The sequence below is a fragment of the Candidatus Marifrigoribacter sp. Uisw_064 genome, assembly GCF_047730175.1.
In the GTDB taxonomy this organism is placed as follows: Bacteria; Bacteroidota; Bacteroidia; order Flavobacteriales; family Flavobacteriaceae; genus Marifrigoribacter.
In genome coordinates this window covers 201,831-226,903 of sequence record NZ_CP159833.1, presented here as the reverse complement: position 1 = coordinate 226,903, position 25,073 = coordinate 201,831, and the positions used below count along the sequence as shown (strand labels likewise).

The following is a 25,073-nucleotide window of genomic DNA, read 5'->3' as shown; positions in this document are numbered from 1 at the left end:
ATTTTATCATTATTTATTGGTTGGTCAAAATGAAGGCTAACGTGTTTGTGTATGAGTTGTTGCGTGTTTAAGCGACTAATTTAGTAAATACAAAACCAACTAGAAAATCCGCAAGGATTTTCGTAAGTAAGCAAGTACTAGCAATTAATTATACACGGTGTTGCCCGTAGTTATTCTTCATTTATTTCGGGTACTTCAAATATCATAGGAACATTTGATTTAAATGCTTTTCCAACTGCAATAGCTTGTCTAAACTTTAAATTCGGAAGTATTTTCACAAATTCTTGTCCCATATAATTAGAAAGGAAGTCACTACTTGTTTTATCTAATTCCTGAAAAGAAATTATTGAATTACATTGAGTTAAAACTGTTTTTGAAACATTTGCTGTTCTTTGAGCAATAACAAAAAATCCGATATTATACTTTCTTCCTTGTAATGCAATTTGAGAAATTGTATTTACAGATGCTTTTGAAGCGAAATCAGAAACTCCCATTGCATTTAATTCAGGAATTATAGTGTGAGCTTCTTCTAGGACTACACAAACTCTTTTTCCAAAACTGTTTTTAGTTTTTGCTGTTTTGAATAGGGTTAAGAAAAACCATTTTGTGTAATCTAAAACATTTGAACTGTTTGATATATCTGGCAATTCAAATATCGACTCTGTTTCATCTCCTTCTAGGAAAAGTTTTATAGAGTTGTAAAATTCAGTTTTTATTATTTTCTCTTGTGCTTCAATTAATGCGTGATTCCATTGATTTTGAAATTTCGCTTTTTCTTTACTTAATAGTTCAATTGCGTCAAACGCTTTTTTTGCATTCTCATCAGTAATTATTGCATTAATGTTATTTATTTTATCTCTGTATTCACCTGTTAAATCTATTATAATAACTTTAGTAGTATCTGATGTTAATTGTTTTATAAGATTTCTAGTGAAAACAGATTTACCTGAACCTGTTATTCCTAAAATAGCTGTGTGATGAGTTATTGATGTTTCTTTATCTATAATTACTGGATAGTTAGTATTAGGAATATAACCAATGGTATATTCGTTTTCACCATTCGGTTGTTCTTCTATTCTTGAAGAAAGATATATTGGTGAGTTTATTTCAGGAACCCATCCAAATTGTTCGAATCTTGAAAATTCAGTATTCCAAGTTCCAAGTTGTATTGCTTCACCAATTATTAAACCTGTTTGGTTTTTTTGTTCTAATTGTTCTATTTTAGTTGTTCCTTCAACTATTTGATAAAGAATTTTTTGGTTATGAACGTTAACCTCTAATAATTGACCTTCGCTAATTTTGATTTTGGAATTATAAATGAATCGAATTTTATTAATTGTACTGTTCTCAGTGACAATACCAACAAACCTATTCAGGTAGTTGTTTTCTGGTATTTTATCAATTCTGTAAACTACATCTGATTTATGATTGTCAAATATATTTTTGTCAAATATTTTCTCTATTTCACTGTTTGATAAAACTTTCACCCACTGTTGTTGATTTAGCAAATATGTGTCAAGAAGTAATCCTTTTCGTATTTTTTTGTCTGTGGAATATTTAAATTCAACGAAGTCAAAAATTCGAGTATTAACAATTCTTTCAGATGAATCATATAAACGGACTAAAAAAGTGTTTTTTGATTGAACACCGAATATTTGACCTAAAGCTAACTTATTGCTTTTATCTTTTCCAATAGCGAATAAATCTTCAATGGATTTGGCTAAAGATGGAATATTTAAAATTATAAATATTGCCCAAAATAATAGTAATCCATTAAATTGATTATTTCCTGTTCCAAATTGCTGATAAACACCCCAAATAAAAAAGCTTGAAAAAAGTGTTTCAGGTTTCCCAATTTCTCTATTTAATCTTGAAATAAAACGAATTAATTTGTTTTCCAATCCAAGACTTTTTTGTCTTAACAAAAGTAAAATATAACTACTAACAGTTAAGTAAAATATTATCGAAAGAAAAACCCAAAAAATAAAATCTCGTTTAGATTCATCTACTATTAATAATGAAATTCCAGCAGTTATTGCATTAACAAAAATATTGGAATCTTTCGAGAAGTGTGGTTGATCGATTAATGAGAGTAAAATTAGTAGTAATAACCCCGAAGTGAACCAAAAGTGGTTTAAAATAAACTCAAAATTATCAGTTAATGTGTAGCCTAATATAATTAGAATAATGAAAGATAATCCTAAAAATGATAGTCTGTAAATTTTACTCATAGTTCATTTTTTTTTAATTACGGGCAACCTGTTATATCGTTATGTTTATGCACGTTTATCGGCTACTACTTATTGATAAACACATTTATTGTTCTTGTTTATAAAAAATCCCCACCCATTCCGCGTTGTGCAGAGTGGTGTGGGGATAGGTTTAAAGGTATGGAAAATACCTTTATGTATTATTATATTTTCTTTTTTTAAGCTATTTTAATATATAATTATACGTCCTTCTTTTACCTTCTTTCATAAGTATAATTTGATTATTATCAATATTTATAATCTTAAACTGCTCATTATCATAAGTTACATTTATAAATAGGCCATCAATTATATAATTTGACATATCAATTTCTACATCATTACCTTTTTTTATTGTTGGTGTTTTCTTATTAAAAGGCATTTGAATAATTTGTGAAAGTTTATATATTGATTTCTCATTAATCATTTTCTTAAAATCCTCAATATTTACGATTCTATTAGAATATGCAACACCAGTTAATATTACTTCTGCTGTATTTGAACCACCTGTCCAAGCATTATATCTTGCCCCTTCAGTATGATCACTAGATAAATAAACAACATTTGCCCCAATCATAGCTGCACGTATTTTTATTTTTCTTAAAGCTTTATTTTTTACTTTATTAAGATTTGATATTGTAGATCCAGCTTTAACTTTTGATGAAACATCACCTAATTTAAATAAACCATCTACTTCATCATCAACATTTGTAGTTAGAACATTTTCCCAATCTTCCCAGCCACTAACTTTTTTAAAACTCATACTTTCAGCAAAAATTTCCTCACGGCCTGATGAAAAAATAATTTTTACAATCCTATTTTTATTTATTGAAATAAGTATATCTTCATTAGGATAAGAATATTTAACATTTTCATCTGCAACTTCTTTAATATTACACGCTATTTTTTTGTTGTGTGTATAAATAGTATCCATTTTTTGAGAAAAAACAGTATTGAAAAATAAGACTGAAGTGATAAGAATAATAATTTTCATTTCTCTAAATTTTATGTTTGTAATTAATTAAAAATCCCCACCCATTACGCGGTGTGCAGAGTGGTGTGGGGACAGATTTTAAAGGTAAGGAAAATAGTTTTATGTATTGTGTGTTTTTTTTTTTTTTTCATTCCTAGATCCCCAGTCAACACTTCGACAAGCTCAGTGTGACATCTGAGGATGACAAACCTGCCTGCTGGTTTAACTGCCGTAGGATTCAGGCAGGAAAGTCTAGCCTGCAGAAAACACTTCTAAATAGTTTGTTCAAGACCTAAATTTTAAGAAACATCCTCCTTTGTCGGATTTCAAACAGCTTAAATTTTTTCGGTCCTTTTTACTTTTTTATGTTACGAAGTTTTTTCTGAGGGCGTTTGCTTCCTCTTAAATGTATTCTTTTAGTTAGAATCCACCTCTTGTCATTCCGTGCTTCCTGCCCGTCCGTACAGGCGGGGACACGGAATCCATTTTGAGTATAGTAACTCTCATTATGGATCCTGAATCAAGCCTGCCTGTCGGCAGATAGGCTCAGGATGACAAAAGGTCGAATACTAGGACGGGAAAAAAAATAAAAAATTTACAGGGTTTGTTCTACTCCCTTAAGACTAAGTAACCGTTTTGGCGCCATAGTAAGAGTAATTTCATACTGTGCTTTAGCTTCTTTTTTTCGATCTTGGCTTACTAACCAGTCTGCATATAGCTCATTCACAGGCTTCTGAATAACTGGTGGGCCATAACTATAACTAATCGTTTTTGTTAACTCAAGAGTAGTTAAAAAATGTGTTTCTGCTAAGACGGTATTTTTATCTAAACTGGCACTTAATGCTTGTAATTGGTTTTGCCTAATTTGACATTCTACCAAATCACTTTTAGTAGCAACGCCTCTAGAGGATCCAGAACAAAATGTAGCTTTTTCGTTAGAAACAATAAAGGTTTCCCTATTGATATCGTTATCTAAGATTTTAATAATACGATCGACTTGTGTTTTGTTGCCTTTTTTGTAGGCCTTCATCCCTTCTAAAAATTGATATTGAGAACGCTGACTCACATTAAGGTCGCTAATGTCTACTTTGATGTCTGCATAATCACTTTCCCAATGGTTGCTGTTGACTAGGTAAGTTCCTTTTAAATAAACAAGGTGAGTTCTTGCCCGTTTAGTTGGGGTTTCTTCAGCATATATTTGCATGTTTTTTAGCAAGGTAGCCGCTTCTTCAAAATTCTCTTTTTGCAAATAACCATATTCTAACCAATGATAAGCATGATAACCTCTTGCACTATTATCTAACTTTTTTCGGTTCATTCTATTGATACTCGCTTGGTACGAATTGATGTTAGAAGAAATTACTTCGTCCCACATGCCAAGTGCAACAAAAATATGAGAAGGCATGTGCAAAGCATGACTTGCATCGGGCGCTACTCTTGAATATGAGTAAGCTGCATCTAAGGCAAGTGCTGCATGTTTGGGATCATCGTACGAATGAATGAGGTAATGTAAAGCACCTGGATGGTTCGAGTTTTCTTTAAGAATACCATTGGCAATTTTGGCTCCTTTCTCATATTCAATATCATCTCTACCTTCAGGAACAGCTCCCAAAAGAGATAAGGCATAAAAAGCCGCTACTTCATGATTGGAAGGGTATTTTACTACCATTTTTTTTAAGTAGTTAGCATAAGCGATATCTCTTTCTAACTTCTCTTTTTTTGGCTGATATAATAGTTGTACTGCCTTTATAAAATCTTGCTCCAGTTCGGTACTCTTTTTTTCAATATCGATATTAGTTAATGGCGCTAATGCTGCAACACCTTCGTCATAATCTTGATCATGCCAAATACTGTGGTTATAAGTCATCGCTTCTCCCCAATATGCCATAGGCATCAATGGATCTGCTTTTTGAGCTTTAAAAAAAGCTTCTCGAGCATCTTCATATTCAAAGGAATGAAGTAATAACAAACCTTGTTCAAAAAAAGGTTTTGCGCTTTCGTTTCCGCTGATGGTTATATTAACAACCCCTAAATATTTATGTGATGGTTTTTCTTTTTCAGATTTACAACTTCCAAGAAATAATAGGATAAAGAATATTGTAAAAAGCGGGTTGATGGATTTCATACAAATTAAATTTAATGGATTGATATTATAGATTTATCCTAGCGAACTAAGTTAATAAAAAATGAGGATGTACTTTTATTTAGGTTCCACAATTAAAAATACGGCTGTTGTTTCTCCAATATTAAGAACTTCATGCCACTCTACTTTTTCATTATAGAAATCGTATCCTGTAGGTATGTCAACCTCACGAACTCCTGTGGTGTCTTTTATTCTGAATGTTCCTCCTGCCAACGTATAGCCAAAATGTTCTTTATGGTAATGGCGTTCATGGCCGACGTTAGGAGGGAAGGTACATTTTAACACGCGTACCTTGTCATTTTCCTTTATAAGCTCACAAACCGCTTGATTGTTCCAACCAGCTTCTAAAGGGTCAGGGAGTGGATTGTTGGGTTTGCAACTTAGCAAGGTAATCGCGCAAATAGTTGCAATAAATTTGAATGTTTTCATTTATATATTTTCAATATTAAAATGGATTGGTCGCCCAAATTGTGATTTCAGGTACAAATCCTTTATCTCGCATTTCCAGGCTAGAAATAATCGCATGTGCAATTTCTTGAACACTTAGTTTGTTGTCTACTTCTTCTCGTTCTTTTCTTTCATCATTCGCAAAAGCGGTAGTAACTTCACTTGGATTGACCTGCGTCACTCTAATATTGAATTTACGTAATTCGGCTTGCCAAGATTGGGTCATTCCTCTAACTGCAAATTTTGAGGCTGCATAAATACTACCACCTACAAATCCTTTTAAACTTGCCGTAGATCCTATGTTGATAATGTTTCCAAAGTTTTGTTCTTTAAAAGAAGCAACAATTTCTTGACTGAGAAGTGCAAGTCCGAATACATTAGTAGTATATACCTTTTGTAGATCTTCTGCGGTAATTTCTCCTAACTTCGGAAAAACACCAATCCCTGCATTATTAATAAGCGTATCAATCTTACCTCCTAACAATTCGATGCTTTTTTGAGACATAGCAGGTATAGAATCTAGATTACTAATATCGAAATGAAGTGGAATGGCTCCAATCTCATTGGCAGTTTCAGTCAGTTTGTTTTCATCTCTTCCTGTAATGACTACTTTAGCTCCTTTTTCTATACAGAGTTTCGCCGTTTCTTTACCTATTCCTGAGCTTCCTCCCGTAATTAATATGTGTGCGTTTTTTATATTCATTTTTGTTGTTTTTTAATCATTTAAAACTTTAACAGATAATATACGAACATCCTTTACTGGACGGTCACCTTTACCCGTTTTTACATTTGCAATCGAGTCAACGATATCTAAACCTTGAATCACTTCTCCAAACACGGTATAATTTTGGTCTAAGTGTGGTGTTCCTCCTATGGTTTTATATACTTCACGATGTGATTCAGGTATGATATAGTGAGTATATATATTATTCTTTTTTGCAATGTTAGTTATACTATCACTTATTTTTTTATAAAGGTCTCTATCTCTAGCTTCCATGGCTTTATTCATTTCATTAATTAAAGGTAGATAGGTTGAATCCTTTTTTATAAAGTGTTGTGCAAGCCAATTATTAATTCGTATTTGATATCCATCAATTACGCTATCTGTTCTAACACCTCCTTGTACAATATAGAACTGCATAGCACTAGAGGCTCTTTCAGGATTATCATCTCTAGCAGCACCGAGTGCTCCTTTTTTATGGAAGAATTTAGTATTGATTTCTGCATCCACCATATATTTTAGATCACCTTCGCCTAATTCATCTTCAGGCTTGGCATTTTTACTGTCTGGGTCTCCAGATTGAATCATAAAATTATTGATGACTCTATGAAAAAGTAATCCGTCATATTTTCCTTCTTTGGTTAGTTTAAGAAAATTATCTCGATGTAAAGGAGTTTCGTTATAAAGTTGAAAAACGATGGTTCCGTAATTGGTGACCAATTCAATCGCTTTTCTTTGGTTTGAGTTTGAGGAAGTAAGTTCTTTATTTGAATGACAACTTCCCATACATATTAGAACTAGTAGTATTGATAATAGTTGTAGTGAGGTTTTCATTTAATTGATTTTAGTATTTCTAACTAATACGTTTTACTTAGCGAACTAAGTTAATTAATTCAAGTTAATATCTGATAAAAAAATGATTATCTGTAAGTGGAGATGAAAGGAGCAATTTTTTTAATGTAATTAATTTCTTACTTTTGAAACACCTTTTAATTCCCTGTTTTAGATAATTGAAGGTGTATTAATAAATTATTATTTCATCCAAATTCACATGAAAAAATTATTATTTCTATCTCTAATCATAGCTACTACTGCTGTACAATCACAATCTAATAATACTGTTGAAGTTGAAGAAGCATTGAATTGGATGCAAGGTAAAATGCAGACTTTTGTTTACAGTCAGAACAGTAATAAGAGCTCGAAATCTTCTCTTGACTATACTTATGAATTAAAGTATAATGCAACAAATTGCTCAGTTATTCTTACTGAAAATGGTAATTCTTCTAAAAAAGATACTAAAGAAAAGAAGATTTATAAATTTTTACTTTCAGACATTAAAAACATCGATTTAGAAGATCATCAATTTGTAATAAAAACCAATAACAGTCATAAGTTAATAAAAGTAGCCCATTCTGGATCACACAATGGTGTGCATAAAGATGAAATTAATACCTTGAATATAAGATTTACATCTTTAGGGGATATTGAAGGGCAGCCAGAACGATTTATTAAAGCGTTTACTGCCGCAACTACTATGTGTGGAGGTATGAAAAAAGAGAAGTACTAATCTATTTAAGTTTTAAAGTCATAACATAATCATAGCCTTTATTTAAATAAACAGTTAATTGATCTAAATCTTGCAATAAATTATCTGGTATTAACACATAGTCTTTAATTACTGCACCCTGTGATTTAAAAATAGTGCTATTGTATTTTTCTTTTAAACCTAGGACATAATTCTACTAATTGATCGTATAACTTTAAGTTTTCTTCCTTGAGTCATATATTATTTTTCAGAATCCATAGAATATATAATTTACACTCTCACAGTTTTTACTAGTTTTGCAGCTTTAAAAATATGATATGATTTCAGTTGATAATTTAGCAGTTGAGTTTAGTGGGACCATCCTTTTCAGTGAGGTTTCTTTTGTTATAAACCCTACCGATAAAATTGCTTTAATGGGGAAAAATGGCGCAGGAAAATCAACCATGATGAAAATTGTGGCAGGAGCACAAAAAGCAACACGTGGAAATGTAAGAGCTCCCAAAGATGCTGTGATTGCTTATTTACCTCAGCATTTATTGACTGAAGATAATTGTACTGTTTTTGAAGAAGCTGCTAAAGCATTTAAACATGTTTTTGAGATGCGAGATGAAATGGACGAGCTTAACAAGTCACTTGAAACTCGTACAGATTACGAGAGTGATGAATACATGAAAATTATAGAAAGGGTTTCTGATTTAGGAGAAAAATTCTACGCCCTTGAAGATATAAATTATGATGCTGAAGTAGAAAAAGCATTGAAGGGTTTAGGTTTTAAACAAGAAGACTTTACTCGGCAAACAAAAGAGTTTAGTGGTGGGTGGCGAATGCGAATTGAATTGGTTAAAATATTATTGCAAAAACCAGATTTAATTTTATTAGATGAACCAACAAATCACATCGATATAGAATCTGTGATATGGTTAGAAGACTTTTTAATAAATAAAGCAGATGCTGTGATGGTAATTTCTCATGATCGTGCTTTTATTGATAATATAACCAATCGTACCATTGAAGTCACAATGGGGCGTATTTATGATTATAAAGCCAATTATTCACATTACTTACAATTAAGAGTGGATAGAAGATCTCATCAAATAAAAGCATATCAGGAGCAGCAGAGGTTAATTGCTGATAATATGGCATTTATTGAACGTTTTAAAGGAACTTACTCTAAAACAAATCAAGTTTCTTCTAGAGAAAAAATGCTTGAAAAACTTACTATAATTGAAATAGATGAAATAGATACTTCTTCATTAAAATTACGTTTTCCTCCAGCACCTCGATCAGGAGATTATCCAATTACAGTAGAAGGTGTATCTAAATCGTATGGAGAGCAAGTAGTTTTTAAAGATGCCAATATGTCTATTGCTAGAGGAGAGAAAGTGTCTTTTGTTGGTCGAAATGGAGAAGGGAAATCGACAATGATAAAAGCTATTTTAAATGAAATCGAAATTGAAGGTACATGTAGGTTAGGACATAATGTAAAAGTGGGATATTTTGCGCAAAATCAAGCTTCATTATTAGACCCAGAACTTACAATATTTCAAACAGTAGATGAGGTAGCAAAAGGAGATGTAAGACCTCAAATAAAAAACATTTTAGGTCGATTTATGTTTAGTGGCGATGATATTGATAAAAAAGTAAGTGTATTATCTGGTGGTGAGAAAACAAGACTAGCGATGGTAAAACTTTTATTAGATCCAGTCAACTTATTAATACTCGATGAGCCTACAAATCATTTAGATTTAAAATCAAAAGATGTTTTAAAAGAAGCTTTATTGTCTTTTGACGGAACCCTTATATTAGTTTCTCACGATAGAGATTTCTTACAAGGATTATCTCAAAAAGTGTTTGAGTTTAAAGAACACCGTGTAATTGAACATTTTGAAACTATTGATGCATTTTTAGAAAGGAATAGAATAAAAAGTATCGCAGATATCAATTTAATGAAATAAGAGGTTACTTTTTTATTAGATTGTACTTAAAGATAAAAAATAAGCTACAAATTATAACTTAGTTTATATACTTTCAATACTATGAATTCAAATTTATGTCCTAGCTTCTAGGATTAAGTTAAAAGGAGTTTCAGTTGTTTTTTTAATCTTGTAAATCCGCCATTGACGATTAGTAATTAGAGGGCCATTTGCGGCTGCTCCCATTTCGGTTACTACTTGGCCTAATAACTCGTGTAATTTTGTTTCATTTAATTCCATAATATAGTTTAGTTGTTGAATTTTTTCTAAAGGCTTATAACAAGCTATTAATGCTACAACTTTTACTTTAGTGATCCATTTCAACTAAATGTTAACACGATATATGAAATATATAAGAAATATTTATTTTTTTAGGGTGTGAATTTGGTAATGAAATTGACCTATATCTATTTTTAATGTATCATTATTTGATTACATTATAATAGAGTGAAATTATCTTAATTAACTTAAAAAAAATAGGGGTTTATAAGTAAAGATGAAATTTAAATATAATAATTATACTTGACTAATTTTTTTTATAAAATCCTTATTCACTTCATGGATTCCATCAAAAACCACAACTTTTAATCGATCTCCAAATAATTTAGTTCCTTTTAGAGATTCTTCCGTTTTTCTTGCTTCAGTAATGTATTGATCTTTATCGCCAAAGAGGTAGGTAACTTCTGTATTACTATTTAAATAATCGAAATCTTTTGTGGTAAGTTCTACAGGAATTCCTCCTGAATGAAGTATTAATTGATTGCATTGGATTTTTCTGCTCGCTAACCAACGAGTTGCAATAGAGACTCCTTGAGAATACCCTAAAACAATAAAATTAGGCATTGTTTCGGGCTTTTCAGTTTCAAAAACAGTATCCATATAGTTGAAAATATTCTTAGTATCTTCAATCGTGTTTTCTCTGGTAAGCCATGATGCACCTACATGTTTAAACTTTTCTCCCATATAATATTTTGCGGGAGCTTGAGGTGCTATGATAAAATTTTCTTCTGAAGAAAGTTCAGAAAAATATCGTATAAAGTATCGACTTAAATAACCCATGCCATGAAAAACCAACCAAACATTTTTAGTTGTTGATGAAAAAGAATTTAGGGTATGATAGGTATTTGAAGTTGTGTATAAAACTTTCTTTTCAATTGACATAAGGAGATTTACAATTTTGTATTTTTACAAATGTAATTTATTAGCATGAAGAAAACCAAAGAAGAATTATTAAGTGCGTGTAATGCAATTTGCAAAAATACGCTAATGGAAACCTTAGATATTACGTTTGTTGATGTTACCGACTCAACATTAGTAGCAAAAATGCCTGTAAACTCAAGAGTGCATCAACCCGATGGTGTTTTACATGGTGGTGCTTCTGTAGCGCTAGCGGAAAGCTGTGGTAGTGCTGCAGCGCTTGTCTTTTTAGGCACTAAGAACATAAGTTTGAGGGGATTAGAAATTTCAGCAAATCATGTTAAAAGTGTAAAGGATGGATATGTTTATGCAACCACTACAGCTTTACATAAAGGAAGAACAACACAATTGTGGCAAATAAGAATTACAAATGAAGAGGATCAACTTGTTTCTTTAGTAAAACTAACAACGATAGCTTTTTATTTGTAACTTTACGTATGACCTATGATTCCTTAATAGAAAAAGTGAATTCTCATTTTATTGGGAACTTACCATTTGTCATATATTCATTACCTGATAGTACTATTATTTCAGTTTTATTTCAAAAAAATTCTAAACTTTGTAAAGCTGAAGACTTTATTGAAGATAGTTTTGTTTTTGCTCCTTTTCAATATGAGAATAATGCCCATTGTATTCCAAAAGAATTAAGTGAAGTTTTTGAAGTTCCTTTTGCGATGAATTCTATTCCAACCTGTGAAATAGAAGTAGAAGAAAATCAATTAAATAAGGATGCCTATTGCCAACTTGTTCATAAAGCCAAAGAAAAAGTACAGGCAAGTTTAGGGGCTAAAATTGTTGTTTCAAGAAGTAAAGAAGTTGCGATTAAACAGATTGATATTTCTACTTTAATTACACGCTTATTTAATTTATATACTCCTGCTTTTAGATATATATGGTATCATCCTATAACAGGATTATGGTGTGGAGCTTCTCCAGAGTTATTATTAAAAATAGATGGCGCAGCCTTTCAAACTATGGCATTAGCTGGCACACAGAAGTTCAATAAAAATAAATCACCACGATGGACGGAAAAAGAAAAGGAAGAACAACAAATTGTAACTGATTCAATTATTTCCAGCCTAGAAAAAGTTACGTCTATTTTAAAAGTATCAAAAACCTATAATTTTCAAGCTGCTTCTTTAGTTCATCTTAGAACCGATATTACAGGAATTTTTAATAAAGGTAAAACTACCTTATCTAATATTACCTCAGTATTACATCCTACACCTGCTGTTTGCGGTACTCCAAAAAAAACTGCAGCATCATTTATTAATGATCATGAAAACTATGATCGTGAGTTTTATACTGGCTTTTTAGGCCCAATATGTGGAAAAGAAAATTGCTCAAAGTTATTTGTGAATTTAAGGTGTATGAAAATTGACAATAATATGGCAACTTTATATGTAGGTGGAGGTATTACAAAAGATTCAATTGATATTGAGGAGTGGGAAGAAACACAAAATAAAATGCAAACAATGTTACAGGTACTTCAACCAATGCTTTAATATTCTTTTTGGTATTTGTACCTTTGAACAATGAAATTTTCGAATAAAATTTTATCTCAAACGATCACACAATTATGCCTTATTAATGAGGTCAATACTGTGGTAATTTCTCCAGGTTCAAGAAACGCACCTTTAACAATTGGTTTTACTGAAAATACATCATTTACAAATTATAGTATAGTTGATGAACGTTGTGCAGCTTTTTTTGCTTTAGGTTTAGCACAACAATCAAAACAAGCAGTTGCTTTAGTTTGTTCTTCAGGTTCAGCCTTATTAAACTATTTTCCTGCTATTGCGGAAGCTTTTTATAGCGATATTCCTTTAGTGATAATTTCTGCAGACCGTCCAAGTCATTTACTTGAAATAGGAGATGGACAAACGATTCAGCAAGAAAACGTTTTTGGAAAACATATTTTATATAATGCGAACTGTAGGGAAGGAGAACTTTTTCAAAAAGAAAATGAATTAGAAATAAGTAAAGCTTTACAAATTGCCAGAAATAAAAAAGGCCCTGTACATATCAATGCACCATTTTCGGAGCCGCTTTATGATACTGTAGACTCATTACAAATTAAAATTAACAGCTCTTTTTTTGAAAAATTAATAGACCCAATTAAAGAAGACTTATCTGATTATTTTCCAATTTGGAATCAAGCTAAAAAGAAACTTGTCTTAGTAGGTGTTTTAGATCCAAATAGTATTGAACAGAATATTCTAGATCAATTAATTGAAGATGATAGCGTTATTGTGTTTACAGAAGCCACATCAAACTTACATCATAAAGGTTGTATTAATTCTATTGATCAATTAATCGCTCCGTTTAATGACGCTAATTTTGAACTATTACGACCAGAACTTTTATTGACTTTTGGAGGAATGGTAATTTCAAAAAAGATAAAATCATTTTTACGAACCTATCCACCCAAACATCATTGGCATATTAATGATAAGAGGGCTTATGATACTTATTTTGTGTTATCTAAACATTTTAAAATGTCTCCTTCCTCTTTTTTAGAAGATATGCTGTCTAATACACAAATGCTTAAAAGTGATTATAGGGATAGTATACTGGCTTTAAAAGGACATCGTTTGGGCCTTCATAAAAAATATATTGAACAGATTCCTTTTTCAGACTTTAAAGCTTTTTCTACAGTTTTTAATCATATTCCATCTAACTATCAATTACAATTAAGTAATAGTGCTACCATTAGATATGCACAATTATTTGATTTAGATGCTACTTTACAGGTTTTTTGCAATAGAGGAACAAGTGGAATAGATGGTTGTACTAGTACGGCAATTGGAGCGGCTATAACTTCAAATAAAGCGACTGTTTTTATTACAGGTGACCTTAGTTTTTTATACGACAGCAATGCTCTTTGGAATCAATATATTCCGAAGAATTTTAAAATCATTGTAATCAATAATGGAGGTGGAGGTATTTTTAGAATATTACCGGGTAAAAAGGACACTGATAATTTTGAAACCTTTTTTGAGACAAAGCATCACCTTACTGCCGAAAAGTTATGCGAAATGTATGCCTTGAATTATTCTTCAATTTCAGATGAAAATAATTTAGAGAAAAATGTGTCATCATTTTTTGAGAATAATGAGCATCCTTGTGTATTAGAAATATTCACTCCAAGTACAATTAATGATCAAGTTCTTTTAGATTACTTTAAGTTCATTAAATAAATTAATGATCATAAATTTTATTATAAAGATCTAAGTATTTTTCTTTAATTACTTTTCGTTTCATTTTCATGGTAGGCGTAAGATGTCCACCTTTAATAGTCCAAACATCTGGCGTGATTTCAAAACGTTTTATTTTCTCCCACTTTCCAAATCGTTCGTTAAAATGATTGATATCTTTTTCTACACGTTTAATTAGAAGTTCATTTTTTGAAATTTCTTCGAGGGTTTCACCTATTGGAATTCCTTTTCTTTCTGCCCAATCTCTAACAAATTCAGGACTTATTTGAACAAGCGCCGCGGGCATTTTCTCACTTTCACCAATGACCATAATTTGCTCAATAAAGAAAGATTGCTTCATGGCATTTTCAATTAATTGAGGAGCCACATACTTTCCGCCACTTGTTTTAAACATTTCTTTTTTACGATCAGTTATTTTTAAAAATCCATCTGAATCAATTACACCAATATCTCCAGTATGAAAATAACCATCTTTAAGTACTTCATTGGTTAATTTCTCATCTTTATAATAGCCCAGCATTACTTGTGGGCCTTTGATTAGAATTTCTCCGTCATGAGCAATTTTTACCTCTGTATTTTCTATAGGTTTACCTACAGTTCCAATTCTAAATCCACCATTACGCATGTCATTTACTGTTACCACTGGGGAGGTTTCGGTTAAGCCATATCCTTCCATAACTGGAATTCCAGCTGCATTATAAACACGAGCTAATCTTGGTTGCAATGCTGCACTTCCAGAGGCAATAGCTGCTAAGTTGCCACCTAAAGCTTCCTGCCATTTAGTGAAAATTAATTTTCTAGCAAGTTTTAATTTTGTTTCATACCACCATCCGTTTTGGCCATATGGTTCATATTTTAATCCAAGACTTACAGCCCAAAAGAATAGCATTTTTTTAATTCCAGTGAGGTCTGCACCTTTAGCATGTATCTTATCATAGACTTTCTCAAGTAAACGAGGAACTGCAGTCATTACTTCTGGATGAATCTCTTTTAAGTTATCACTTATCGTTTCAAGTGATTCAGCAAAATAAACACTCACACCACAATGTTGATACATATAAAGAAGCATACGTTCATAAATATGACAAACAGGTAAAAAGCTTAGTGCTTTTGATTTTCCTAAATCGATGGGGAGTCTTTTTGCACTTGCCAAAGCATTGCTTGTAATATTTTTATGAGAAAGCATTACACCTTTGGGTCTTCCAGTAGTACCAGAAGTATAAATTAAAGTCGCTAAATCATTTTCATTCACATTCGCTTTTCGTTGCTCTACTTCATCTTGATTACTTTCATCTTTCCCAAGCTCTAGTACTTCAGACCAATTATTACAATCTCCTAAATCATCAAAGGAATATATTCCTTTTAGGGAAGGAACATTTTCTTTAATGCTATTAATTTTTTCAAAAACTTCGGCACAGGAAACAAAACAGTATACACTTTCACTATGATTTAAAACATACTCATAATCTTCTTTCGAAATAGTTGGGTAAATAGGTACATCTTGTGCACCCACTTGTAAAATACCAATATCACAAATATTCCATTCAGTACGATTGGTCATGGATATTATGGCAACTTTATCGTTGGGTTGCACTCCTAACTTTAAAAGCCCTCTACTAATAGCATTTGCTTTATTAATATACTCTTTAGTTGAGGTTGCAATCCATTCTCCATTTTTCTTTGAAATAAATGCCTTTTCTAAGTCAAATTTTTCTAGTTGATAATAGGGGAAGTCAAAGAGTCTTTTTACGTCAGTCATATACATGTTATTGTTGTTGCAAAATACAAAAAATATTATGGATTTATTTGTATTAAAAAAGGAGTTACTATTCGGTAACTCCTTTTTTAAAATTTAATTAATTTTTTATTACTGTTTCACAATTTTAAAAGTCTTCGAGTTGTTTTCTGAAGAAAGTTTCATCAAGTAAATACCATCAGCATATTGACTATAATCTAAAGTCGATGACTCAGATACATTTATTTTTTTCTGAATTAACTGTCCTTGAATGGTATACACCTCTATTGAATAATCTGAAAGAGCAGTTGTAATATTTAAAACGTCTTGAACAGGATTTGGATAAATATTAAATAGATTAGTTGAAAAATCATCAATTCCTATGGTTCCTTCTTCAACGATATTAATAGTTAAATCATCAAAATAAAAACCATCTCTAGTTTGAGAACCATCAGATAGAAGTTGAAACCTAACTACTATTTGTTCCCCTAAATAATCACTAAAATTAATTTCTTCAAAAACCCAATCATTTTGTGTGCCATCGTAAAGAGGTTCTCCAGAGGGTTGACTGCCATTATTACTCCCTTCATTGGTATAATTACCACATTGTGGAATCCATGTACTACCATTGTCTAAAGAAACTTCAAATTGAACATAATCCCAGTTGTTTTCTATTTCCCATTTTGCATAAAAAGAGACATTAGCTCCTATAGCATCTGTTAAATCAATTTCATCAGTCAATGTAATTGTTTTATTATCATTATCCGAATAATTCCCTCCTGGTGAGTCTGTAATTGAACTAGAAGGCGAAACAAAAGAAGCAGTGGTTGCCCCCCAGCCGTTATTAACAAAATTATCGGTAACACTGTTTCCTGGATCTTCAAATACAGGAAATAATGTTCCAAATTTCTTTGTAATTGTTAAGCTCGTGTCATAATCTCCATTATTTACAATAAGATCAAAAACAATATCATCACCCGCTTCAATTCCAGCTCCTAATGTATATTGGATTATTCCATTTGAAGATTCTAAAGGCTCTAATCCAGTAATTGATACAGGAGTTCCTACAGCACTAATATTTGAAGAGATAGGAACAATACTCACTGTAAAGTCTCCAGTACCTGACACTCCTAATCTCTTAATGTCAAAAGGGCTATTTACGGTTGCTTGATTCCCTACGAATAGAGGAGAGGTCTCTTTAACAGTAGCGTAATTATTTACCATTTTTGCTGCTGTAATATTTAAATACATCATTTCCTTACAAGTAGGTATGATTTGATTTGAGTTTAACCAAAACTGATCTCCAATTTCTGGAGTGAATGAGTATATTTTATCATGTGTATTAACAGTTCCATACATAAAGTCATCACTATTACCAGCAGCAGCATAAAGATCTGCAGCAATCTGATCGGTATATCCGTTTTGAGAAACTAATTCTTCAGAAATTCCAGCAAATAGTTCATCTTCAACTGTAGGAGTATCTACTGCATAACCATGTGGATACAACAATAGATCTCCTGAACTATGATTATTGAAAGCCATCACAAAACTATGTTGCTCACAAAACCATTTCATGGCTTGCGATTCTACTTCTGAAAATGGTGCAGTTCCTTTATAAATATTACTATTTGTATCACTTGAAGTTCCTTCACCACCCCAAACACCTTGGTTTGGATCTCCATTTATATAATAGTCATAGTTTCTATTTAAATCAATACCGTGACCATTAAATCTGTTTTTTCTCCAATATCCTCCACCATTTGGATCGGTTTTTTGATTGTATAAATATCCATCAGGATTTATAACTGGCACAAAATATAACTCTGTATTATTTACGATGCTTTGTATTTCAGGGTTACTATCATAATTCTCTAATAAATACCACATGTAAAAAATAAGCTGAGACAAAGATGTAGGCTCCCTCGCATGATGAATGGCTGTATATAAAATTTGTGGTTCACCTTCGGCATCACTATCTGGATTATCACTAATCTTCACCCACTTAATACCGTTACCGCCAATTGGTGGGCTTGTCGAATTATCAGGTTGTCCATTGGTTAAAAAATCACTTATGTTTTCTTTTGCAGTAATAAGATCAGGGTACATTGTTTTCATTAAATCTAATTGATCTAATATTTCCTGATAGGTAAAATAACCACCCATAGAACCCAAATTAAAATTATCGGGAGTTACATAATCTGTATCACTAGTACCCTCACAGGTTAAGTTTCTTTGATAAGGAATATTTTTTCTATTTTGTTCACGATAATATGCTGCGGCATCTTCAATTAATATATCGATTTTAAAGCCAGCATTTTTTGCTCTGTTTATTTCAGAAACTGAAAATTCAGAAATTAAAAAATATCCTTTTTTATGCACTCCATGATCTACAGGAATATCTAAATCACTTAATGTTTTAAGATCCTGTATAGAGGAATAATTAATTTTTGCTCTTTGATATGTTTCTTGTTTTTCTTGTGAAAAAACAAATGAAAACATACACAAACTTACTAGTAGAAATAACTTTTTCATTTTCTTTTTTTTTTAAAAGTACAAAAAAAAGAAGCAATAAATATTACTCCTTTAAATACAATTATTGAAACTAATCCTTATTGTTTAATAATTTTATAAGTTTGGGATGCTTTTTCAGATGAAAGTTTTAAAATGTAAACTCCATTTGCTAGCGATGAATAATCTACAACTTGAGAACCAGAATTAACAGTCTTTTCATTTATAAGTTGTCCTTGAATCGTATATATCTCTAATATATAATTTGAAATAGAGGTATTAATATTCAGTATATCCTTTACAGGATTAGGATATATGCTAAATTGTGAATTTTCAAAATCTGAAATTCCTATGGTACCTTCATCAATTACATTTATTTTTAAATCATCAAAGTAGAATCCATCTTCACGTACTCCATTGTCAGATCTAAACTGAAAACGTACTAAGATGTTTTCACCTAAATAATCACTTAAATCAATTTCTTCTAACACCCAACTATTTTGTGTTCCATCATACAAAGGTTCTCCACTTGGCTGGCTATTGTTGCCGCTTCCGTCATTAGTATATTTACCACATTGAGCAATCCAAGATGATCCATTATTTGTAGAAACTTCGAATTGAACATAATCATAATTATTTTCTATATCCCATTTTGCATAAAATGAAGCATTTGCTCCTAATGCAGATGTTAAATCAACTTCATTACTTAATTCAATCGATTTATTTTCGTTGTTTTGGTAATTTCCACTTGGAGAATCTGTAATGGAACTAGAAGGAGATACATAAGTTTGATTAGTTGTCCCCCATCCATTATTATCGAAATTATCAGTAACACTATTTCCAGGATCTTCAAAAATGGCCACTAGATTTCCAAACTTTTTATTGATTAGTGAAATATTATCAAAACTGCCATTATTAACTATAAGCTCATAAACAATATCATCGCCTGAAGTTGTTCCAGCTTCTAAAGTATATTGAATAATACCATTATCTGTTTCAAATGGGTCCATATTATTGAAATTAACTGGAGCGCCAACAGAAGCAATATTTGATGAAATAGGGTTAATAGTCACTGTAAAGTTTCCGTTTCCAGTTATTCCTAATCTTTTAATTTCGAATGGGCTATCAATTGTTGCTTCTTCACCTGCATACACTGAAGATGTTTCATTTACGGAAGCATAATTATTCACCATTTTAGCAGCAGTTAGATTTAAATACATCATTCCTTTACTAATAGGAACAATTTGATTTGAAGACGGCCAAAATGAAGGTCCAATTTCAGGAGTGAAGGCATATATTTTATCATGAGTACCCATAGTTCCATACATAAAATCATCACTATCTCCTGCAGCAGGATATAATTCTGATGAAAGAATATTGTTAAATCCGTTTTGTGAAACTAACTCTGAAGACATCGCAACAAATAAATCATTCTCGGGCGTTGGCATATTATCTGTGTAACCATAAGGATACAATAATAAATCTCCTGAAGTATGGTTATTAAAAGCCATCACAAAATCATGATTTTCAACAAACCATTTAATCGCTTGAGTTTCTACTTCAGAAAAAGGAGTAGGTCCGTGATAGGTTTCATCTCCAGTATTATTTGAAGCACCTTCACCACCCCAAATTCCATCGTTTGGGTCACCATTTATATAATAATCATAGTTCCTGTTAAGATCAGTTCCATACCCGTTTTTTCTATTCTTTCTCCAATAACCTCCTCCGTTTGGATCTGTTTTTTCATTGTACAAATAACCATCAGGATTAATTACAGGAACAAAGTATAACTCTGTATTGTTAATGACACTTTGTACTTCTGGGTCTGTATCATAATTTTCTAATAAATACCACATATAAAAAATTAATTGTGATAAAGAAGCTGGTTCACGAGCGTGGTGAATGGCAGTATATAAAAGTTGTGGCTCACCTTCGGCATCGCTATCTGGGTTATCACTAATTTTCACCCATTTAATTCCGTTACCACCAATTGGAGGATTTGTTGAATTATCAGGTTGCCCTTCAGTTAGAAAATCACTAATGTTTTCTTTTTGAGTAATTAAATTTGGATATAAAGATTTCATTAAATCTAATTGATCTAACATTTCTTGATAGGTAAGGTAGCCTCCCATAGAGCCTAAAGTAAAATTATCTGGCGTTTGATAATCTACACTTGTGTCACCACAAGTTGGATTTCTTTCTGGGTGTTTATTTAACCTATTTTGTTCCAAAAAATAAGCAGCAGCATCTTCTATAATTACTTCTACTAGAAAACCAGCATTTCTAACTGTTTCTAATTCTGAAACTGAAAATTCAGAAATTACAAAAGTTCCTTTTTTGTGGTTTCCGTGTTCTATAGGAATTCCTAAAGATTCTAGTGTCTTTAAGTCATTTTGATGATTTATTGAGATTTTTGCACGTTGGTAAATTTCTTTTTCATTTTGAGCATTTCCTATAATACATAGGAAAAGAAACACTGCAATCACACATTTTTTCATATCAGATTAGATTATAAATTTATACTTGAGACTATACTATAAAGAACATCTAATGTATGTAAAACCCTACCTGAATTATATGATATTAATCAGAAAAGTAGAATAAATAATAACTTAGAAAAACTATTTATTATTTGTTTAGTTTAACTAATTATTTTCTACCCAATTACGAGCATTTGTAAATGCTTCTAGCCAAGGTGAAACTTCGTCTTTTCTTCCTTGTGGGTAATGTGCCCAATTCCACTGGAAAATAGAACGCTCAATATGTGGCATCATTACTAAATGACGTCCATTATTAGAAGACATCATTGCCGTGTTATATATAGAACCATTTGGGTTGGCAGGATATCCTTCATAGCCATATTTTGCAACGATATCGTATTTATCTTCCGAATAGGGTAAATTAAACTTTCCTTCACCATGTGAAATCCAAACTCCAAGTGTACTTCCTTCTAATGAATTTAGCATAATTGAGTCGTTCTTCTGAATAGTCACAGATGTAAAATTACTTTCGTGTTTTTGAGAATCGTTATATGTTACTTTTCCATGGATTTCATGGTCTGGATTAATAACTTCTAATTCCATAAATAATTGACAACCATTACAGATTCCAACCGATAAGGTATCTTCTCTTTTAAAGAAATTATCGAGTACGGTTTTAGCCTTTTTATTATATAAAAATGCTCCAGCCCAACCTTTAGCAGAACCAAGTACGTCACTATTTGAAAAACCACCTACAGCACCTATAAAACGAATGTCTTCTAAATTTTCACGACCCTCGATTAAATCGGTCATATGCACATCTTTTACATCAAATCCAGCTAGATACATAGCATGAGCCATTTCTCTTTCTGAATTAGATCCTTTTTCTCTAATAATCGCAGCTTTTGGACGATCTTTTAGAGGTTCATTATTTGGTAATAGACCTGTAAATTGTTTTGGAAATGTAAAATCTAAAGGTTGTTTTTTGTAATTATTGAAACGATCTTCCGCTTTATTATTTGCACATTGATTACTATCTAATAAATAGGATGTTTTGTACCAAGTATCACGCATTTCAGGAATACTAAAACTTAACTCCTGTTGTAAATGCTTTACAATTAAGGTTTCATTTTCAGTAACATTTCCAATTTTCACAAAATCAATATTTTTTTCTGAAAGAATTGATTCTAGTATATCATCCTCTGAAGCTTGGAAGATTAACCCACAGTTTTCAGAAAATAGAATTTTTACTAAGTCATCTTCGCCTAAACCACTTAAATCTAAATTTGCACCTAAATTTAAATCAGCAAAACACATTTCTAATAAAGAAGTAATTAAACCTCCAGCGGCAACATCATGTCCTGCTACTATTTGTTCATCAGAAACTAATTGTTGTATTGTATTAAAAACAGTTGTAACATACGTTGCATCTTTTATTGTTGGAGCATTGGTACCAATGGTATTTAAAACTTGAGCAAATGAAGAGCCACCTAATTCAAATTTATCCTTTGAAATATTGATGTAATAAATACTACCTCCCCCTTTTTGTAGGACAGGTTCTACTACTTTTTTAATATCCTTACAATGTCCCGTAGCAGAAATAATAACAGTTCCAGGAGCAATAACCTCCTCGTTTTTATATTTCTGTTTCATGGAAAGAGAATCTTTCCCTGTAGGCACATTGATGCCAAGTTGAATTGCATACTCTGAAACCGCTTCAACTGCTTTATACAATCTTGCATCTTCCCCTTCATTATTACAAGGCCACATCCAGTTAGCTGAAAGTGAAACACTTTTTAAGCCTTCTTCTAAAGGAGCCCAAACAATATTAGTTAATGATTCAGTAATTGAATTTAATGAACCTGCAACAGGATCAATCAAACCACTTATAGGAGAATGACCAATTGAGGTCGCAATCCCTACATTACCTTTATAATCTAGCGCCATTACACCACAATTATTTAAGGGCAATTGTAAAGGGCCTGCACATTGTTGTTTGGCAACTTTTCCGCCCACACAACGATCTACTTTATTTGTTAACCAATCTTTACAAGCAACAGCTTCCAATTGTAACACTTGACTTACATATTCTTTAATGTTTGCATCAGAATAAACAGGATTTTTATAAGATCTTTCAACAGTTATATCATTCATGATCGTTTTAGGAGAACTCCCAAACATATCTTCTAAATCGAAATCCATTGGTTTTTCACCAGTTGATTTGCTTTCAAAAGTAAAACGATGATCTCCTGTTACTTCACCTACTTCATATATTGGTGAACGCTCTCTTTTGGCAATTTTATTTAATTTTTCAAGATCGTCTTTACCAATAATAAGGCCCATTCGTTCTTGTGATTCATTTCCAATAATTTCTTTAGCAGAAAGGGTAGGGTCTCCTACGGGTAATTTATCTAAATCTATTAATCCACCAGTTTCTTCAACTAATTCACTTAAACAATTTAAATGCCCTCCGGCTCCATGATCATGTATGGATACAATTGGGTTTATGTCACTTTCAATCATACCACGAATGGCATTTGCAGCTCTTTTTTGCATTTCTGGATTAGAACGCTGTACAGCGTTTAATTCAATTCCACTAGAAAATTCACCGGTGTCTGCTGATGAAACTGCAGCTCCACCCATTCCAATTCTGTAATTTTCACCACCCAATAAAACTACTTTATCTCCAACCTTAGGAATATCTTTTAGCGCTTGATCGGCTTTTCCATATCCAATTCCTCCAGCAAGCATAATTACCTTATCGAATCCTAATTTACGCGCACCTTCCTCATGTTCAAAAGTTAGTACTGATCCTGTAATAAGAGGCTGACCAAATTTGTTTCCAAAATCGGAAGCACCATTACTGGCTTTAATAAGAATATCTAGTGGTGTTTGATATAGCCACTCTCTTTCTTTCATTGTTTTTTCCCAAGGCCTGTCCTGAGGGGAGTCGAAGGGACGATTGTCATTTAATCGAGAATAGGAGGTCATATAAACAGCAGTTCCAGCAAGTGGTAAAGATCCTTTTCCTCCAGCTAAACGGTCTCTAATTTCACCACCACTTCCTGTTGCAGCACCATTAAATGGTTCTACAGTAGTTGGAAAATTATGGGTTTCTGCTTTTAATGAAATAACACTATCAAACTCTTTGTTTTGATAATAGTCTGGTACATCAGCTCTTTTTGGAGCGAATTGAATCGCTTTTGGTCCTTTCACAAATGCAACATTGTCCTTATAGGCTGAAACGATTGTATTTGGGTGTGCTTTCGATGTTTCTTTAATTAATTTGAATAGGGAAGAGGGCATTTCTTCTCCATCAATTATGAACGTTCCATTAAAAATTTTATGGCGACAATGTTCACTATTCACTTGACTAAAGCCAAAAACTTCACTGTCGGTTAATTTTCTATTTAATTTTTTTGAAAGATTTTCTAAGTAAACAATTTCTTCATCGTTTAAAGCTAATCCTTCCGAAATATTATATTCTGAAATATTTTCAATCTCTTTAATAGACTCAGGTAGAGCATCAATTGTGAAAATATCTTGATTTAATGCGATATACTTCTGTGAAAGCATTGGATCATGTGCTGAATAATCTTCTGAAACAGGTTGAAATTTTTCAATCCTAATGATACCTACAATACCCATATTCTGGGTTATTTCAACAGCATTCGTACTCCATGGTGTTATCATAGCTGCTCTTGGACCAACAAAAAAATCCGTAATCACGGATTCATTTATATAAGTGCTGCCACCAAATAGCCACTGAAGTTTGTCAATATTTTGAGTAGAAATTTGCTCTTGAGTTTGGACTGCAAAAGTGTTTTTTTTGACGTCTTCAAAAAAGTGAATCATTTTAATAATTTTTTCATCAGATTTAACA

Annotated in this window: 17 protein-coding genes; 5 read left to right on the top strand and 12 right to left on the bottom strand. The window is 31.9% G+C overall.

The features are described 5' to 3' along the window. Positions 1 to 170: 170 nt before the first annotated feature. The 6 genes from ABXT64_RS01005 to ABXT64_RS00980 all read right to left on the bottom strand — a co-directional run bounded on the left by ABXT64_RS01005 (position 171) and on the right by ABXT64_RS00980 (position 7,367). On the bottom strand, positions 171 to 2,231 hold the full coding sequence (locus ABXT64_RS01005; RefSeq protein ID WP_443633532.1) for an ATP-binding protein: 2,061 nt from the start codon (positions 2,229 to 2,231) through the stop codon (positions 171 to 173). A gap of 202 nt (positions 2,232 to 2,433) precedes the next feature. Next, a complete protein-coding gene (locus ABXT64_RS01000; protein WP_443633531.1) occupies positions 2,434 to 3,243 on the bottom strand; it encodes a hypothetical protein in 810 nt (269 codons plus the stop codon). 574 nt (positions 3,244 to 3,817) lie between these two features. After that, a complete protein-coding gene (locus ABXT64_RS00995; RefSeq protein ID WP_443633530.1) occupies positions 3,818 to 5,347 on the bottom strand; it encodes a hypothetical protein in 1,530 nt (509 codons plus the stop codon). A gap of 75 nt (positions 5,348 to 5,422) precedes the next feature. After that, positions 5,423 to 5,794, bottom strand: a complete 372-nt coding sequence (locus ABXT64_RS00990) for a cupin domain-containing protein (protein ID WP_443633529.1) — start codon at positions 5,792 to 5,794, stop codon at positions 5,423 to 5,425. A gap of 16 nt (positions 5,795 to 5,810) precedes the next feature. Continuing rightward, a complete protein-coding gene (locus ABXT64_RS00985) occupies positions 5,811 to 6,515 on the bottom strand; it encodes an SDR family oxidoreductase (RefSeq protein ID WP_443633528.1) in 705 nt (234 codons plus the stop codon). Positions 6,516 to 6,527: 12 nt separating this feature from the next. Beyond that, on the bottom strand, positions 6,528 to 7,367 hold the full coding sequence (locus ABXT64_RS00980) for a peptidylprolyl isomerase (protein ID WP_443633527.1): 840 nt from the start codon (positions 7,365 to 7,367) through the stop codon (positions 6,528 to 6,530). Positions 7,368 to 7,584: 217 nt separating this feature from the next. Here ABXT64_RS00980 and ABXT64_RS00975 point away from each other — a divergent pair, with 217 nt between their 5' ends. Further along, positions 7,585 to 8,100: a hypothetical protein gene (locus ABXT64_RS00975; RefSeq protein WP_443633526.1), complete on the top strand. Its 516-nt coding sequence runs from the start codon at positions 7,585 to 7,587 to the stop codon at positions 8,098 to 8,100. Positions 8,101 to 8,396: 296 nt separating this feature from the next. Then, a complete protein-coding gene (locus ABXT64_RS00970) occupies positions 8,397 to 10,034 on the top strand; it encodes an ABC-F family ATP-binding cassette domain-containing protein (RefSeq protein WP_443633525.1) in 1,638 nt (545 codons plus the stop codon). 93 nt (positions 10,035 to 10,127) lie between these two features. On the opposite strand, the gene ABXT64_RS00965 is transcribed toward ABXT64_RS00970, so the two are convergent. Together ABXT64_RS00965 and ABXT64_RS00960 are read right to left on the bottom strand one after the other, a co-directional pair. Next, positions 10,128 to 10,376 carry a hypothetical protein gene (locus ABXT64_RS00965; RefSeq protein ID WP_443633524.1) on the bottom strand — a complete coding sequence of 83 codons (249 nt, stop codon included), beginning with the start codon at positions 10,374 to 10,376 and terminating at the stop codon, positions 10,128 to 10,130. 192 nt (positions 10,377 to 10,568) lie between these two features. Then, positions 10,569 to 11,213 carry an alpha/beta hydrolase gene (locus ABXT64_RS00960; RefSeq protein ID WP_443633523.1) on the bottom strand — a complete coding sequence of 215 codons (645 nt, stop codon included), beginning with the start codon at positions 11,211 to 11,213 and terminating at the stop codon, positions 10,569 to 10,571. Positions 11,214 to 11,258: 45 nt separating this feature from the next. On the opposite strand from ABXT64_RS00960, the gene ABXT64_RS00955 reads away from it, so the two are divergent. Genes ABXT64_RS00955 through menD form a run of 3 tightly spaced genes read left to right on the top strand, consistent with a single transcriptional unit; the run spans position 11,259 to position 14,449 of the window. Beyond that, complete coding sequence (locus ABXT64_RS00955; RefSeq protein WP_443633522.1) at positions 11,259 to 11,678, top strand: PaaI family thioesterase; 420 nt, start codon at positions 11,259 to 11,261, stop codon at positions 11,676 to 11,678. A gap of 8 nt (positions 11,679 to 11,686) precedes the next feature. Next, the gene (locus ABXT64_RS00950; RefSeq protein ID WP_443633521.1) at positions 11,687 to 12,754 is read left to right on the top strand and encodes an isochorismate synthase; all 1,068 of its coding nucleotides are present in this window, start codon (positions 11,687 to 11,689) and stop codon (positions 12,752 to 12,754) included. Positions 12,755 to 12,784: 30 nt separating this feature from the next. Further along, entirely contained in the window at positions 12,785 to 14,449 is a 1,665-nt protein-coding gene (gene menD / locus ABXT64_RS00945) for a 2-succinyl-5-enolpyruvyl-6-hydroxy-3-cyclohexene-1-carboxylic-acid synthase (RefSeq protein ID WP_443633520.1), read from the top strand. A gap of 1 nt (position 14,450) precedes the next feature. Here the strand turns inward: menD and ABXT64_RS00940 are convergent, their stop codons facing one another. The 4 genes from ABXT64_RS00940 to purL all read right to left on the bottom strand — a co-directional run bounded on the left by ABXT64_RS00940 (position 14,451) and on the right by purL (position 25,045). Continuing rightward, a complete protein-coding gene (locus ABXT64_RS00940; RefSeq protein WP_443633519.1) occupies positions 14,451 to 16,226 on the bottom strand; it encodes an AMP-dependent synthetase/ligase in 1,776 nt (591 codons plus the stop codon). Positions 16,227 to 16,334: 108 nt separating this feature from the next. Beyond that, positions 16,335 to 18,734 carry a M14 family zinc carboxypeptidase gene (locus ABXT64_RS00935; RefSeq protein ID WP_443633518.1) on the bottom strand — a complete coding sequence of 800 codons (2,400 nt, stop codon included), beginning with the start codon at positions 18,732 to 18,734 and terminating at the stop codon, positions 16,335 to 16,337. Positions 18,735 to 18,811: 77 nt separating this feature from the next. Then, positions 18,812 to 21,208 (bottom strand): M14 family zinc carboxypeptidase, encoded by a 2,397-nt coding sequence (locus ABXT64_RS00930; protein WP_443633517.1) that lies wholly within the window; start codon positions 21,206 to 21,208, stop codon positions 18,812 to 18,814. Positions 21,209 to 21,355: 147 nt separating this feature from the next. Continuing rightward, positions 21,356 to 25,045 carry a phosphoribosylformylglycinamidine synthase gene (gene purL / locus ABXT64_RS00925; protein ID WP_443633516.1) on the bottom strand — a complete coding sequence of 1,230 codons (3,690 nt, stop codon included), beginning with the start codon at positions 25,043 to 25,045 and terminating at the stop codon, positions 21,356 to 21,358. Positions 25,046 to 25,073: the final 28 nt, after the last annotated feature.

Bases quoted from the DNA above. Each gene is read 5' to 3' on its own strand.
- ABXT64_RS00930 (WP_443633517.1), bottom strand. From the start codon at position 21,208: ATGAAAAAATGTGTGATTGCAGTGTTTCTTTTCCTATGTATTATAGGA.
- ABXT64_RS00970 (WP_443633525.1), top strand. From the start codon at position 8,397: ATGATTTCAGTTGATAATTTAGCAGTTGAGTTTAGTGGGACCATCCTT.
- ABXT64_RS01005 (WP_443633532.1), bottom strand. From the start codon at position 2,231: ATGAGTAAAATTTACAGACTATCATTTTTAGGATTATCTTTCATTATT.
- ABXT64_RS00935 (WP_443633518.1), bottom strand. From the start codon at position 18,734: ATGAAAAAGTTATTTCTACTAGTAAGTTTGTGTATGTTTTCATTTGTT.
- ABXT64_RS00950 (WP_443633521.1), top strand. From the start codon at position 11,687: ATGACCTATGATTCCTTAATAGAAAAAGTGAATTCTCATTTTATTGGG.
- ABXT64_RS00940 (WP_443633519.1), bottom strand. From the start codon at position 16,226: ATGACTGACGTAAAAAGACTCTTTGACTTCCCCTATTATCAACTAGAA.
- purL (WP_443633516.1), bottom strand. From the start codon at position 25,045: ATGATTCACTTTTTTGAAGACGTCAAAAAAAACACTTTTGCAGTCCAA.
- ABXT64_RS00975 (WP_443633526.1), top strand. From the start codon at position 7,585: ATGAAAAAATTATTATTTCTATCTCTAATCATAGCTACTACTGCTGTA.
- ABXT64_RS00960 (WP_443633523.1), bottom strand. From the start codon at position 11,213: ATGTCAATTGAAAAGAAAGTTTTATACACAACTTCAAATACCTATCAT.
- ABXT64_RS00990 (WP_443633529.1), bottom strand. From the start codon at position 5,794: ATGAAAACATTCAAATTTATTGCAACTATTTGCGCGATTACCTTGCTA.
- ABXT64_RS00985 (WP_443633528.1), bottom strand. From the start codon at position 6,515: ATGAATATAAAAAACGCACACATATTAATTACGGGAGGAAGCTCAGGA.
- menD (WP_443633520.1), top strand. From the start codon at position 12,785: ATGAAATTTTCGAATAAAATTTTATCTCAAACGATCACACAATTATGC.
- ABXT64_RS00955 (WP_443633522.1), top strand. From the start codon at position 11,259: ATGAAGAAAACCAAAGAAGAATTATTAAGTGCGTGTAATGCAATTTGC.
- ABXT64_RS00995 (WP_443633530.1), bottom strand. From the start codon at position 5,347: ATGAAATCCATCAACCCGCTTTTTACAATATTCTTTATCCTATTATTT.
- ABXT64_RS01000 (WP_443633531.1), bottom strand. From the start codon at position 3,243: ATGAAAATTATTATTCTTATCACTTCAGTCTTATTTTTCAATACTGTT.
- ABXT64_RS00980 (WP_443633527.1), bottom strand. From the start codon at position 7,367: ATGAAAACCTCACTACAACTATTATCAATACTACTAGTTCTAATATGT.